Annotated in this window: 11 protein-coding genes and 1 pseudogene; 7 read left to right on the top strand and 5 right to left on the bottom strand. The window is 55.3% G+C overall.

The annotated features are described in order from the left end of the window. Nucleotides 1–40: 40 nt before the first annotated feature. Nucleotides 41–247, top strand: a pseudogene (locus tag KT71_RS21450) (MliC family protein); the annotation flags it as partial. Nucleotides 248–295: 48 nt separating this feature from the next. Here KT71_RS21450 and KT71_RS21150 read toward each other — a convergent pair. The 4 genes from KT71_RS21150 to KT71_RS16535 all read right to left on the bottom strand — a co-directional run bounded on the left by KT71_RS21150 (nt 296) and on the right by KT71_RS16535 (nt 5,033). Beyond that, nucleotides 296–2,653, bottom strand: coding sequence for a secreted protein (locus KT71_RS21150; protein WP_008294198.1), 2,358 nt, complete (start codon nt 2,651–2,653; stop codon nt 296–298). Between the two features lie 99 nt (nt 2,654–2,752). Further along, entirely contained in the window at nt 2,753–2,911 is a 159-nt protein-coding gene (locus tag KT71_RS20715; RefSeq protein WP_023660234.1) for a hypothetical protein, read from the bottom strand. Nucleotides 2,912–2,944: 33 nt separating this feature from the next. Beyond that, a complete protein-coding gene (locus KT71_RS16540; protein ID WP_023660233.1) occupies nt 2,945–4,342 on the bottom strand; it encodes a HAMP domain-containing sensor histidine kinase in 1,398 nt (465 codons plus the stop codon). Nucleotides 4,343–4,349: 7 nt separating this feature from the next. Then, complete coding sequence (locus KT71_RS16535; RefSeq protein ID WP_040363371.1) at nt 4,350–5,033, bottom strand: response regulator transcription factor; 684 nt, start codon at nt 5,031–5,033, stop codon at nt 4,350–4,352. Between the two features lie 135 nt (nt 5,034–5,168). On the opposite strand from KT71_RS16535, the gene KT71_RS16530 reads away from it, so the two are divergent. Beyond that, nucleotides 5,169–5,939 (top strand): hypothetical protein, encoded by a 771-nt coding sequence (locus tag KT71_RS16530; RefSeq protein ID WP_008294201.1) that lies wholly within the window; start codon nt 5,169–5,171, stop codon nt 5,937–5,939. Here the strand turns inward: KT71_RS16530 and KT71_RS16525 are convergent. Next, nucleotides 5,936–6,607, bottom strand: a complete 672-nt coding sequence (locus KT71_RS16525) for a hypothetical protein (protein WP_152025267.1) — start codon at nt 6,605–6,607, stop codon at nt 5,936–5,938. The genes KT71_RS16530 and KT71_RS16525 overlap by 4 nt on opposite strands. A gap of 201 nt (nt 6,608–6,808) precedes the next feature. Here KT71_RS16525 and KT71_RS16520 point away from each other — a divergent pair, with 201 nt between their 5' ends. The 5 genes from KT71_RS16520 to KT71_RS16500 all read left to right on the top strand — a co-directional run bounded on the left by KT71_RS16520 (nt 6,809) and on the right by KT71_RS16500 (nt 13,686). Next, the gene (locus KT71_RS16520) at nt 6,809–7,735 is read left to right on the top strand and encodes a hypothetical protein (protein ID WP_008294203.1); all 927 of its coding nucleotides are present in this window, start codon (nt 6,809–6,811) and stop codon (nt 7,733–7,735) included. A gap of 149 nt (nt 7,736–7,884) precedes the next feature. Beyond that, nucleotides 7,885–8,874, top strand: coding sequence for a WD40 repeat domain-containing protein (locus KT71_RS16515; protein ID WP_152025266.1), 990 nt, complete (start codon nt 7,885–7,887; stop codon nt 8,872–8,874). A gap of 398 nt (nt 8,875–9,272) precedes the next feature. Beyond that, complete coding sequence (locus tag KT71_RS20800; protein WP_008294205.1) at nt 9,273–9,881, top strand: hypothetical protein; 609 nt, start codon at nt 9,273–9,275, stop codon at nt 9,879–9,881. Continuing rightward, entirely contained in the window at nt 9,830–12,292 is a 2,463-nt protein-coding gene (locus KT71_RS16505) for a hypothetical protein (RefSeq protein ID WP_008294206.1), read from the top strand. The genes KT71_RS20800 and KT71_RS16505 overlap by 52 nt, the downstream gene beginning before the upstream one ends. An 83-nt stretch (nt 12,293–12,375) precedes the next feature. Further along, entirely contained in the window at nt 12,376–13,686 is a 1,311-nt protein-coding gene (locus KT71_RS16500) for a hypothetical protein (RefSeq protein ID WP_008294207.1), read from the top strand. The last annotated feature ends 3 nt before the right edge of the window (nt 13,687–13,689 follow it).

Raw genomic sequence — 13,689 nt, 5'->3', positions numbered from 1 at the left:
TCCCGTTTCACTCGCGGAAAGCGCTGGTAGACAAGTAGCGATAGACCAGCATTCCAGAGCGCGCTCAGTTCGTCCCAGCCACGAGCTTGTTGTCTCCTGCTTCGACTCCGATCCGCCGGTTCTGATCGCAGAACGCGCTGACAGCGTGTCTTTGATGTTTCAGGGAGTTAGTGCCCGCGGCACTCGCTACGTCGGTCGCAACGAAAGTTTTTGGCAACATCAGGGCGAAGCAAAGCTGCAATGGGGATTTGAGGCGCCGGTAGTCGCTTGTGAGCGGAAGAACGAATCACTGGCGCTAACGAAACAACGCCGCGCGCATGCGCTCTTCCATCCGCTCAACGACCTCGCCATCGCACGCCTGCTCGCGCATCATTCGGCGCGTGCCATCAGTGACTGCGGTGATGCCGCCGTTGCTCATATACTGGTCGACCAGCTTGGCAAGGAAGTTGGTCGGCTGCATCTTGCCGACGCGCCGGAACGCAGACTCGAAATCTTTATTAACCAGAAAATCGTCGTTGATTGTGTAGCCTTCGCTGCGCGCTATTTCAACGCCGAGAAGGTTCGTCGTGACTGTGGTTGGAACTGTGCGCGTGACAGTAAAGGCGGCGGCATCGATGCGCAGGCACCGCTTGTAATTTTTCTGATAGTTCAACAAGTACACGGCCATTACCGGGTCGATCAGTCGTATCTGGTCAATGGCGTAGCGGTAGAAATTATCGAAGACACCGGCGCCACCAAGCTCGCTCAATGACCGCTTGAATTGATTTCGGTACTCCGTATCAATGGCATCGATCGTCCGCACATCACCGGCATAGACGGCATTGAGAAAATCGGCACCGGGATAACCGGTGAATGGTGCGAGTTCCTGACGCCTCGCGGTCAAGGCTCTCTGGATTGGCTCGAACGCGCCGCTTTGTCTGTCGACGGCCAGTACCGTGGTGTCGACAATATCTTGCATTGCGCTGACCGTGTCAGACTGCCGGATCTGTCCGATCAGTATCTGTTGCTGGCTTGACAGTATGCGCTGGCGATCTGTGGCTGCGGCCGCTCGCAGCGCGGAAAATGCATTCAGCATGAACAGCTCGCCGTATTTTTTTCGCAGTACTTGGTCAAACGCATTCAGCGACTTCAGGCCGGCGAGGTCCTTTGGCGTTGTCGCCCTCAGCAGGGCATACATGCTTTTCTCTGTCACGGCGAACTGGTTGGCCAGTTGGTTTCGTTGTGACGAGAAAATAGCGTCAACCTGTCGCATCACACCCGGTTCGAGATAGGCGCGCAGTCGGCTGTCGCTCCGGCGGCCAATACTCGCGAGATTGTCGCGCGCTTGTTGCACCGTCACCTGCTCACTGGCATACGCGGTCGCAGCGTCAGCAGCGTGTCGGTTGAGGTAGCTGCGAATTGATGCGCCCGCCGCGCTCGCCGCTTCTGCGGTGACCACATACTCGGCTCGCGCCTCTGCGCGTGCCGCTTGCAACGCCTGGCTGGCCGCCGCCTGCTCTGAACGGCTGCGGCGGGTAACGCGGTTTGGCGATTCCATCGCGCTGGCACTACCGACAACGATGCGTAGTTCGAACGCCGCGATCCGCTCCAACGCGTCAAACGTCGGCGATGGCTCACTGAGCAGTTCCTTGAGTGCCGCATTCATGCGCTGTGTACCGGTGTTGGATTTCTTGTTGGCCAGCTGTTCGCTGAAACTGAAGTCTCCTTCGGGCCACAGGACCTGAGTAAACAGCCGCGCCGCGTTAGTGAACTGGCCGACCTGCTGGCTGTTTGCCGGATCAGCCGATGCAATCGAATGGTCTTGCCAGGCGCGGGCAATGGCGCGAGCGTAAGGGTACAACGCGACATTGACGTTGCTGCCGGGCAATTGGCGCACGACACTCAATACACCGGTAGCTGTTTTTGCGTCCCCGCCGATAGCCTGCAGTGCGCCCCAACAGGGCCGCGCAATCTGGTTCTCGAGTTTCGTAAGATCGCGCTTGGACATCTTGCTGTAGGGTTTGCCAAAGAATGGTTCGAAGCGGCTGTCTTCAAACAGCGCAAGGCTTGCATAGCCGGCCGCACCGCGCAGCTGGTAGGAGTACTGGTCATAGCCAAGCGGTTGGCTGATCCACTCAACGATCCTGTTGTCGCAATTGGCGCGCGGGTCAACTTTCGGCCGATACAGCGTTGGTTTGGCGCGCTCGAGAATCGACGACACTTCGCGTGAGAAACGTTTGCCCATCACAACGCTGCTGCAGCCGCGGCCGAGCGACCACTTCACTGTCCCGGTCATGCGCTCACCTGTCGGAGACACAATGCCCTGCATCTGGATTTCCTGAGCCCGGCCCTGTCCTGTACCCAGCGCAATGGTGCCGGTCCGGCTGTCGTACTGACCGATGACCTGCAGCGATTTCTCATAGGGTTGCTGGTGTTTCCTGAACGTAGGCCCAAGGATGCTGCGTTGCATCGAGCCCGAAAGACGGCGCTGATCACTGCTTTGCAGTTCTATCGAGAATTGATTCGTATAGCCATCACACTGAAAAATTCCGTCCCAGTCGCCGGCAATGTTCGCCGCTGGCGGAAATGCGGGTGTCTGCGCCACGGCCGGGAGGGCTGAGCCGACGAGCAGCATGATACCCAGACCTAATATTCGAACGATTTGTTTGCTCATGTCGAAATCTCTACCCGCCTGTTTCTGGTTATTTGTTTCCTCTGATCGCCGACAACACCCGACTGTATTGCGACAATGTCGCTTGAGATGCTTGATGGTCTATTCGCGTTCACGGTCCAGCTCACGCTTTAACGCAGCGCGGCGTTTCTTGCTGGCCTCGCGCTTGCGCTGCGTCCTGCTGCGACCCGATAACTTGTTCAGCATGGAGTGGCCCCAGACTGCCAATCGATTTGGCTTCGTGTCTTTTCGTCTATTCATGATGTCTCAACCGGAATCCAGCCGCACGACGCATCAGGCTCGAGTCTGCGTGGCAGGAAATACGATAAACACGCTCAGACCCTGCTGTCCGTTTTTGAGTGTAACGCGCGCGCCGTGCCGAATAGCGACGGCCTGAACGAAGCGCAATCCGAACCCGTAGCCCGCAACGGGGCCGGTTGCGCCGCGTGCAACCAGCTCAGAGACGCTCTCACTGTCCGCGCCCGGTCCGGTGTCGGCGACGCACAAGGTGACCGAGCCTGCATCACGGGAAACTGTTACCGAGACGCTACCGCTGGGAGGCGTATGTTTCAGTGCATTGCTCAGAAGATTGGCAACGAGATTAGTTAGCAAGGGTGCACGGCCCAATATCGTTGCGGGGGTCTTCAGCAGCGACACGCTCAATGCGACACCCTTCTCGTCGTACGAATCCTGATACAACGTGACGGCCTCCATGACAGAATCCCCGAGGTCGACATGCTGCATCGCAAATCCTAGCGCCGAGTCGATTCTTGCCAACTCGAGTATTTCACTGAGTAGTGCTAGCAAAGCGTCCGCTGCTTTCCGGATCTGCTCATTCCCGGCGCTGATCGCAAGTTCCCGCAGTCGGCCCACTTCCTTGTTGAGTTCATGCGCTGCAGTTTGACTTACGGCATCCAGTCCCGTCATTAATCGAGAAATTTCATCCAGCGCCGTATTGATCTCGGTAGCCAGGGCGCCGAGTTCGTCGTCTCGCTCGACTTCGTTCGAGGGCACCCGGTTATTGACTGCACCGCTACGAACCTTCGCGAAGACAGCATTCAATACATTGACCCGAGCGCCAAAACGGCGCGCCAGCGCGCCGATGATCAGCGTTGAAAGCGCAGCCATCGCGATCGCGATAATGATCATTGTCGGAATAAAGCTTTGGTAGAGCGCGTCGTAGGTGGCCAGTCGGCGTCCTACAACCAGAGTAAAGCGGTTTCCGTGCACGCCCTTGACCTTCGCGATAATAGCGCCCGGTGCGGCACCCGCGTCAGACCCATCGAACCTTAGCCACCCTTCCGTGTAGGGCGTATTGGCGGGCCAGCCTGAAAGATTGCCGACCACCGCAGAGTGATCCTCGCGCAGCAGCAGATAGACGGAGAGAGACGGTCTTGCTGTCAGTTCATCTCGAACCGATAAATCGACATTCTTTGCATCCTCGTGCGGAAGAATCCTGAAGCTAATCGCATTGGCATAGCCGAATCCCTGATGCAGCTCACCGTGCTGATCGAGAATACGAATTTCTGCCTCGATGTCAGCGCGCGCCGATGCCTCGACAGCCTTGCCGACTGCCAGATAGGCAGCGCCGACTGCAGCGACTGCCAGAAGAAACGATAATGTGACATTGACAACCAGAACGCGTCGAAACAATGGGCGGCGAACCTTGGCTAGGTTTCTTGCGTCTGGCACCTACTTGTCACTCCTTGATGACGAGCCGAAAACCCAGCTCCTCGGCGATGATTCGGGGTCCGTTTGGCAAATCTTTGAGGCTTGACCGCAGCCTGGAAATTTCAGTGTTGATTACTGTGTCCTGGGGCGGTAATGCCTTGTTCTTTTTCCACACTTCACGCCACAGACTTGCGCGGCTGAGATACTCGCCCTTGAGGCCTGCCAGCATATTCAGGACGGCGAACGATTGGGGTCTCATCGAAATACGCTCTCCGTGCCAGAGTGCAACCTGGTTGATTGAACGCACTTCAAGCGGACCCCAGACGATAACGGATAGGGGTGAGCGCTGTGCCTCGGCCCGTCGCAGCAAAGCCTTTACTCGCGCGGTCAGCTCCCGAGGATCGAAAGGCTTGTCGATGTAATCATCCGCGCCAAGCTCCAGCCCGAGAATATGATCGTCGCTGGTGGCGAGCCGGCTGGCGATCAGGACGGGCGGGGCCGACATTTCGATTTCCCCGAACCAGGTCAGAAGATCGAGCCCGTGCTCGCTGCCGGCGAGCATTCGATCAAGCACCACGAGGTCGATGCTGCGTTTAGTCAATAATTCGCGCGCACCCTGCACCGTGTCGGTATGCAGCCCGCTGCCGCCCAGTCTCTGGATCTGGCGAAGTACCAGTTCTGCATCGGACCTCTCGTCCTCGACAACCAGCACGGTGACCCCAGAGAGCGCTTTTGATTCCGCGTTTTCGCGTGTCTCGCTATCGACTGTCAATGCGCGCTCCTTTAACGATGACCGACGCGGCAGTTTACGCTATATTCAAGTGCCTCAGACCTAACCTATTCGGTTATGCGCATCGATATTGAATTGACATCGTCCATTAACGAGCCACGTGTGGCGCGAGGAGTCGGCCTGTTGCTGTGTTGTGCGGCGTTTATATCCGGCTGTGTTTCGCACAGCGCAGAAAAGACTGGTGAAAGCCCCCGAGACGAGCGCGAACGCACTCTCGTCGACCGCACTGTCAGCGTACTCGAGGAGGCGTCGCGGGCGTTCGAGATCGCGCGAGCGGCAGGCGATGCTCCTGCAATGGTCCGCGCGGCGTTACAACGCCTCGAGGTTTCGAATACTTTTCTGTCCGAATCGGCGGCCACGCGTCTGTCAGAAAAAACGCTCGAGATGATACGCCTGGCGAGGATCGTCGCGGCGGACAACACGCAGATGCAGACGGAGATCGACCAGATCTTGTCGGCGATTGATCTGGACCCGGAACAGCGGTTGAGCCATCTCGGCAAACTGGGTAACTTCACAGGTGCGCTCAAGAGTCAGCGGCTGACAACCTATACGCTCGCAGCAACACATAGCAGACACTTTCGGGTCGGCGTCTCCTCCGACAACGGCGCGATCGTCTATGTAGAGGCACCGGCAAGCAGTGGTGTGACGTTGCGGGTCGTTGAGGAAAACGAGACGTCGGTGTGCAGCGACTCAAGCCGGCATGGCATGCTGATCTGTCGGTGGCGTCCGTCAAACGATGGCATCGCGAAAATCATTCTGCATAACGCCAGCGCTTTTGAAGTCCCCGTCCTGATGATTACCAACGCGTCTATACTGCCGGGCGACTAACGAGCAGGCCCTTTCTGCGGCTGCGCACCCGGTGCGGCTCCGCGAATCGCTTTTTCCCGGTCCTCGGATAATGCCGCGTTGATCTCCTGCTCAAAGAGTCGTTTTTGTTGCGGCGTGGACATCGCGTACGCCGGTATATCGGCCGCGAAGAAGCGCTCTTCTGCGTGTTCCTGCAGGTAGTCCAGTAACTTGCCGACGGGCAGCGGTTTTGACGGATCGCCAACCGCGGTCCTCAAAGCCTCGTCGTTATCGGCATAGAATTGATTCCTCAGCTCGCTGCCATCTCGCTTCAGGACGAAGAACAGGTTGCTCCCGGTGTTTTGCTCACTGGCCGTTGTCATGTTGCCGGTCTCATCATTCAAGCGAAGCGTTTCGCCAGGAATGCTCGCCAGTATGAGTTCGGTACCCGGGATGGCCGCGAAAATGGCAACGCCTTTCAGGACGCGTACGGCTGCGTCACCGTCGTCGAATACGGTCAAGGACTTGAATGCAAAATTTGCCGACGCCAGTTGCTCTTTGCTTGATGCGTGCCCGGGTGGCCGATAGGGCCAGCTATCGGTTCGCGGCGCGAAGCTAATGCTGGCGATACTCCGTTGCTCACCTACCCAACCGTAGTAGCCGGCCAGCGCAGCGACCTGTTCCTGGCTGAGCACTGTTTTCTCGTACACGGCCAGTCGGTCTGTGGTCGCAAGACATGATGTCAGCGCGATCGCAATGATGGCGCCAAAGATTGCGCGCCACAAAGCTGGCGATAAGATGCGTCTGTCAGAGATCATTCAACCATCAGTATAGTGCATTTGCAGCAGCAAATCTGAACTAACCGAAATTGTGACGTGACTTTCAATGTTCCCGATCCTACGATGTGATCCATGCTGGAAGACTCGACACGAAAAGCGCCCCGTAGCAAGAGCCTTTACCGGCTTGTCTGCCTTTTGAGCGTTTGCCTGTTGCCAATTCCCGCGGCTGCTCAGAACTACGGCAACCGGGTGGAAGTATGCAACAAGGGTGACATCGAACTGAGTTACATATACTTCGCGACCAATAGTTCTCTTTTTGGCGGTGAGCAGGCGAAAATTTCGGGTTGGTACACGATAGAGCCGCGCGACTGTAAGAATATAAACCACACAGGTTTCGATACCATTGCAGTCGGTTTTCTTCAAGTGAACGACAAGGGCGTGCGCGGTAATCCCGTCTATATTCTTGAAGATGTGACGGCTGCCGGCGACACGAAATGGGCGCCTTCAGTGATTTGTGCACCAACGAATGGTTCTTTGAGTTACAAGAGCGGACTGGGTGTGGTCCGGGACAGGTACACACCACCGTGTGACGAAGGGTTCGCCCCATATCGGATGTCATTCGGCGTCATTCCCAATGACGTTTTCCCGACATTCAACCTCAAGCCGAAAGGCTCCGATGCACTGAACGTTTGGCCATCGGCAGGCGCTGGTCAAGCGGCGGTCGCCCGGTCGGAGAGCAAACCGGAAATGAGTGGTCTGGAAGTCGCGGCGCGTATCGCGATCGGTGCGGCGAAGGGTCTTGAGGACGGGAAGGTGCGCAAGCTGTCCGCGTCTTGCGAAGACAGCGCCCTGGTTTTTGTTTTCAGCTTTTCGCAGGAAGGGCCGGCCAAAGCGTGCGAGTGTTTCTCGCGCCAGATTGTGCGCGGAGAGCCTTCAGCTGTGGTCTCGCGTTTGATTACCGAGGTTGAGGCGGGCGGCGATTTCGATGCAGCAACTGAAGATCTACCCAGACAGAATGTCGAGCGCTATCTGGAGAGCTGCATCTCGGCGCCCAAATGAGAATCGTTTTGCGCCGCAGGTTTAGCTGGCGGACTATCGGAAAGCAATCATTGCAAGCTGGAAAGCTCCTCCTGCTGTGCATGTCCGTGCTGATGATTTCGTGCAGTGAGGATCCCGCTACCGCCGCGGGACAGGCGGAATCGAATTCTGTGGCGATTGCGGACGGGTCGTTAAGCGTTATTGTTGAGCCGGATCGCATCGAGGGAAGCGGCGATTACGATCTCGCCGAAGTACCGGTGGTACTACATCAAGTTGATGATGCGGTGAACGGACTGACTTTTCCTGCAGAGAGTCTTGTGTTAGCGGTGGCCCTCAATCGTGATGTTTTGCTTATTGATGCAGTGTCCGGCAGACAGGCGACCCGCTTCGAACGATGCCAGTCCTGCAGTAGCGTGCACATCACGCGATCGGATGACGACGCGGAATTCCTGATGCTTGGTCGCGCAAGAGATTCCGGTGCCGCGTACGACTTAGCGACCGGCAAGATGTTGCGAAAATTGACGGGGCCTGACTACCGCGCGGCCTACGCGCCGGATCGAACACTACTGCTGTCAGTCATGGATCGCCAGGCTGTTATTGAAGCCCCGGCTTCTGATCGCCTGGTTTGGGAATCCGGCGTCATCAGGGTTGGCGCAGTCGACTACGCACCCGATGGGTCGCGCTTCGTAATCTCCGCGGATGGTGATGGCGATGGCGACTCGCGCTCCGGTGGGAAGGTGCTGATCTATGATGCAGCAACACGGCTGCCGGAGACGCGTATCGATTTCTCGCGCGCCACATTTAACCATCTCGGCTTTGCCCCGGACAGCAAACGTATGGTTCTGGGTTCATACAAGAGTCGTGTCGTTGTTTGGGATTTTCAGAAAAACGCTGCGCACTGCCGCTTTGACAGCGACAAGGACGGACACGGACTTCGCATTCTCAAGCTGAGCCCAAAGGGGCGCCTGATTGCGACAGGGGGCGGAACCGACCGCTGGGGCTATGTGCGAGTGTGGGATGCCGAGACCTGTACTTTGCGGGCAGAGGTGAACCTGCGCAAACGCGTCGGCAGTCTCAGTTTTCACAAGAGCAAGCCGCTCTTGGCGGCGGGCTCGTGGAGTGGCGAGATCGCGATTATTGATTTGGATGCGCTCGAATAGATTGATCGCGATCAATCGTGTCATCCAGCCCTTGTTGTACCGATTGCCTGTCCCCGTTCCGGCGCTGATGTCGTGCGGCCTGTTTGATTTCATCGGAATACACCCGGTGCTCCATGCCAGAGTGTCCTCGCTTTCCACCTGACCCACCTTCACTTGGGACTTTTTTCAGAGTTCTCATTGCTTTCTGATCCTTGCAGGCCGGTTGCGAACTGCATTGCTGTTTCCTTGTCTTCGAGCTTAAATTGTAAACGACCGTGCTACCTCGAGCAGCTAACCATTGCGGTTAGTTGTGCTGCATCGAGCAACTAACCGCAATGGTTAGCTGACCTAATGGTCTATTCGAACTAAGCTTGATCTTCGTAGCAGGCCTGCGGAATGCAGGAAAGGCAGAGGCAGGGATGAATAGTTATAAACGTGTAATCGCGATTCTCGTGGCCGGCCTGTTATGCAATCATGCGCCAGCAGCTGGCGTTTTCTCTAACTGCTTCGTGCCGGACATAGTCAAGGCGTTTGGCCTGAAACGGTTTCCCGGACCCGATGAGCTCTCTGTTATCGGGTACGGGTTAGTCGAAAGCATTCCGCAATCAGGACAAACCGAGCGGCCACCGATGCTGCGATTCTCGGTGCTCGCGAACCGGCGTGTGTTGGGGTCGAGTGAGGTGATCTTCTTCCGAAGCGATGTATCGGCTTGTCTGTCGAGGGCCAATTTGTCGCGACCTGTTGCAAAGACGAAAGGCAGGAGGTTTATACTGGAGCATCAGGTTGGCGAAGTCTGTCCTTCGGGCAACGCTTTGATGGACGCGACTATCGTGGAGATCAATCCGTGTAAGGCGGAGTGCGAGCCTCGGAGCAGAAGCTCGGTCATATTCCTGGGACCCGAGGCGGTGGAAGGTGTCACGATTCTCGATATGCCGTACTTTGGCGGTGAAATTCATCTACGCGATGTATCGATGATTTGGCAGAAAAGCCCTTCCTTACCGAAGGTGATGCATGGGTACACACGATAAAGCTGGCGGATCTAATCGACAATTCAGAGTCAATTCAGTCACACGACCCGGAATTTGCCAAGGTGTATATGGCGGAGAAACAGCTTCTGCTTTCGGTCATGTCGGACGGCCATCCAACCCTGTTGGCGCGAATATTAAGGATTGATAACCAGAACATGCATAACAATACTATTCTAACCACTGACTTTTGCTTATCGGTATTCTCTGGCGCGGGCACGCGCTTGCTGTCGTTGTTGCTGTTGCTATCGGTGGTTGGTCTGGCCGGGTCAGGAACACCGGCCTATGCTAAAGGAAACGATGTCGGCTGGCTAAGGCCACTGGTTGGCACATGGAAGATCGAACTGCCAACCGGCCCTGCGGAAATCGCGATATGGGAGCGGCAGGCCCGAACAGATGTGCCATCGAAAAGCGCGTTCACAATCATCCATGGCATCGTGCGCACACCGGATGGCAAATGCGCCTTCGAGTTTGAGGAGGCGCGTAATGGATTGCCGACTCGCTATCCTCGGAATCAAGCACCCGAGGACGTACATCTTCGTGCCTATTTCGGCTTTCGGATTATCCCCGAGAAGTGGATGACCGAGTTCGTTTTGCCCAGTGATCCGAAACCACAATGGACTCATAGAGACCCCACTGCAGATCGCTCCGAGGTTGTGGAGTGGGGGCAACGCGTGGACGAACGTAAGCGCGCTTGCACAAACCGCATCAACGAGTTCTATCTCTATTCTACTGAAGAAGTGGGTAAGGAGTGGGTTGCAGAGACGCAATCACGACTCCGTGACACCGACGGCGTATCCGCGTTCCGAATGCAGAAAGTGTCCGCATCACCTGGGATGGAAAAGCTAATACAGGTATACAAGTCACAATATGCCGGCAGTGCATCGGCGCGAACGCGCTGGCCTTCCGAGCGGGATCTCGCAGCTATTCTGAACCCGGCATTAGCACCGACGCCTGCACCATCACGAAACAGCCAGTGTAACCAGCAGCGCATGGCTGCCGCTTATCGTTTGGCGAAAGAAACGCCGTACATCAAGTTAGAGGTACGCCCGGTAGACGATGCAAGCGTTGCCGTTACCCAACACAAGGTCCGGGGATATAACATGAAGGCGGAGACAGACGTTGTCTACTATCCTCGGCAAGCGGGTATTGATTGGCAGGCCTTGTCTCTTATCGGTTCTTCAGGGGGCATGCCAGAGACGGTCTGCGCAGCAGCCGACACGCTCCATGCCTTTATGGATGGAATCAGCGCAGGCACACTTGCGTCGCTCGACAGCGCAACTGGCGATATGAACGCACCCGACACGTACGATGGTCTTTATTGGGTAGATAAACACGGCGTCGGTCGCATTACGATAAGCACAGCCTTCGGTGCCCAGAGCTACATCACACGCGTATTCGGCTCGAGCTCCAATTTCATGCCGGGCGAAAAAACCCACGTGGTGCGTGAGATGCCAGCGTCGTCCAAGATCACGTTTATCCCTAATATCAAGGATACGGTCTCTGGCGAAATAATGTCCGCCGCAGGACTGGGGGTACTGGATACCGCAAGAATCGAATTTGACAGCACTGCCAGCGACTGGATCAAGACAAATACCTACGTTGGAAAGATCGAATCCCACGAAGCCTCGGTGTGTGCGGGTTGGCGCGGCAAGCCGACGCGCAAAGAGTGCGCGCAACCTGTTACGAATTCAGAGCGTACGAAGGAGGTGTACCTGGTTGCAGATGAAGCGCTGGCGATCAGGATGTTCAAGAACATATCGCCGGATAGCAGTACGTGGGCGCAATCACTCGAATCCGACCCTTGCACCAGTGGACCTTTTTGCGGGCCGAATGGCTCCAGGTTTCTCCGTGCCATCTATCTGGGCGACGATGACAGCGTGCGTGAAATCGAACCAACGCTGATTTCGACGTCGACCAAAGTTCTGCAAGACTATGCAAAACGGACCGGTGGTGACGGCAATGAGCGTATTACCGTACTGAATCATCTGATCGACGAGTACATGTACGACTACCAGAACCACCCCGAGGCATGCCTCAATGAGGGCGCGCAAGAGATGGTTTTTGAGCGTACAACCAACACGATAGTTTTGCAAAATGGTCTTGGTCAGGTCGTCGACAAATTCGGCGGTGCGGAGTTGTATGGCCGCTATTTAATTAACGAAGAGTTTGTTGAGATATGCACTGCTTATTGCGATGTACGAGAGGCCTCAATAGTTGGCAGTCTAATAGGCAGTATTCTTGAAGGCCCCGCCTACGTTCGTGAGGTTCGCAAGATGAAAGCCTTTAGTGATGAGTATCAATGCAACTCTCCGGAAATGAAGCAGTTCGAAAGCAACTTCATCGACGTGTTCAAGACTGTGCATCCAGCAAGGTTCAAGGACCGGGTGCCTCGGCAGGTGAGCTGGTACTAGCCGTCCGGCGGTGTCAAGGTCCAGGTGTGCTTGTTGTAAGCGCGCCAGTGGACACTCTTAAACAGAATTAAGGAAAGTACGTCATGTTTCATAAAATTCTGCTGGTCTTTGTTTTTACCGTAATGATGCTTTCGCCGGCCGGTGCTCAAGATATTCCACCGCATGGTTGGACGATCCGGTATTCACAAAACAGCCTTTATTTAACCCGTCCTGATTTACCCAATATACGTGTAGCCGTCGTTAGTGATATTCGTGAAGAATTATCCCAAGATGAAAAGTTTGAGCATGTAAAAACGTTTTTCGCAGAGCGTGCCAACTGCCCTTCGCTGGCAAAGGCAGAGACGAATAAGGCCATGAGCGGATTCTCTGCAAGAAGTGCAGGCGCTGTGGCGCGCTGTAAGCTGATTTCTATGGCGCATTGGGTAAAAGGCGGTTTGCAGACCGCGCTTATTCTCAATGAGGCTGTCAATGAAGATAAATTGCTGGGGGGGATACCAAGTCGCCGCTCAATTTCCGCAAATGGATATATCGCCAATGCTATCCAGCAGGATATCGTGCAGTTTTTCATTACGCGGTATCAAATCGCGCAAAGTAAAATGCCAATAGAGCAAGTTAAGGCACAAATTACAGCTGAGGGGCTTGCCAGTTTGTATCCACATCAACACAAGCCTCAAAACATAGTGCGATTAACCGCCGATAACGGGATTGATGCTATTTCTAATGCTCTCGTTACCGGCGCGTACGCGCTTATGCTTTTTCCCAAACGCAAGCAAGACGCGCATGCAACCGCCGTACCCTGTATGCAATGGGATGCAAAATTGTTTCAGCCTTACAAAATCGAATCGCCTTGGCATGAAGCGCAAGAATGCGAGCGTTGGTTCTGGAAGTGGAAAGATGGGCAGAAAGGTAAGGGCATAGAGATCAGAACATTATCACGATCCGATCCTTGGGTTTCTCGCGGCTTCATTGTAGAAAATATAAAGAAGGGTCGCCTTTCTATTGGTCAGTTGTATAAGCCATTTGCAAAAGGACAGCGTTTGGATTTGAAGATCGGTGGCACGCGCAATACGATGCACAAAATCGTTGATGGTGGCCGCGCCTTGTCTACACTCGCCCCCTATGAGCTTATATTGCTGCCTGATGGTCGGTTTATGGCGGGGACATTGCGTGCTTCTTCGCTACCAGACGGCAAAACATCGGGTCCTGCTCAGGGACAGTATTATTTCGATGGCCACGCAGTGACATTATTGCTGGATTCAGGACATGTCATATATGGCTTTGCAGGCTGGCTTCCCTACAAGGATGAAACGAACCTGACGTTTCGTTCTATCGTGAACATCAACGGATGGATATATACCACTTATTGTCGTGATGGCATGAAAATATGCGAATAGATG

The sequence above is a fragment of the Congregibacter litoralis KT71 genome (assembly GCF_000153125.2).
GTDB lineage: Bacteria > Pseudomonadota > Gammaproteobacteria > Pseudomonadales > Halieaceae > Congregibacter > Congregibacter litoralis.
The sequence above is the reverse complement of the archived record's forward strand: the minus strand, read 5'-3'. Positions and strand labels throughout refer to the sequence as shown.

What these genes read in the sequence shown, in the direction of transcription:
- KT71_RS20800 (WP_008294205.1), top strand. Translation starts at nt 9,273, where the DNA reads ATGAATAGTTATAAACGTGTAATCGCGATTCTCGTGGCCGGCCTGTTA.
- KT71_RS16500 (WP_008294207.1), top strand. Translation starts at nt 12,376, where the DNA reads ATGTTTCATAAAATTCTGCTGGTCTTTGTTTTTACCGTAATGATGCTT.
- KT71_RS16530 (WP_008294201.1), top strand. Translation starts at nt 5,169, where the DNA reads ATGCGCATCGATATTGAATTGACATCGTCCATTAACGAGCCACGTGTG.
- KT71_RS16520 (WP_008294203.1), top strand. Translation starts at nt 6,809, where the DNA reads ATGCTGGAAGACTCGACACGAAAAGCGCCCCGTAGCAAGAGCCTTTAC.
- KT71_RS20715 (WP_023660234.1), bottom strand. Translation starts at nt 2,911, where the DNA reads ATGAATAGACGAAAAGACACGAAGCCAAATCGATTGGCAGTCTGGGGC.
- KT71_RS21150 (WP_008294198.1), bottom strand. Translation starts at nt 2,653, where the DNA reads ATGAGCAAACAAATCGTTCGAATATTAGGTCTGGGTATCATGCTGCTC.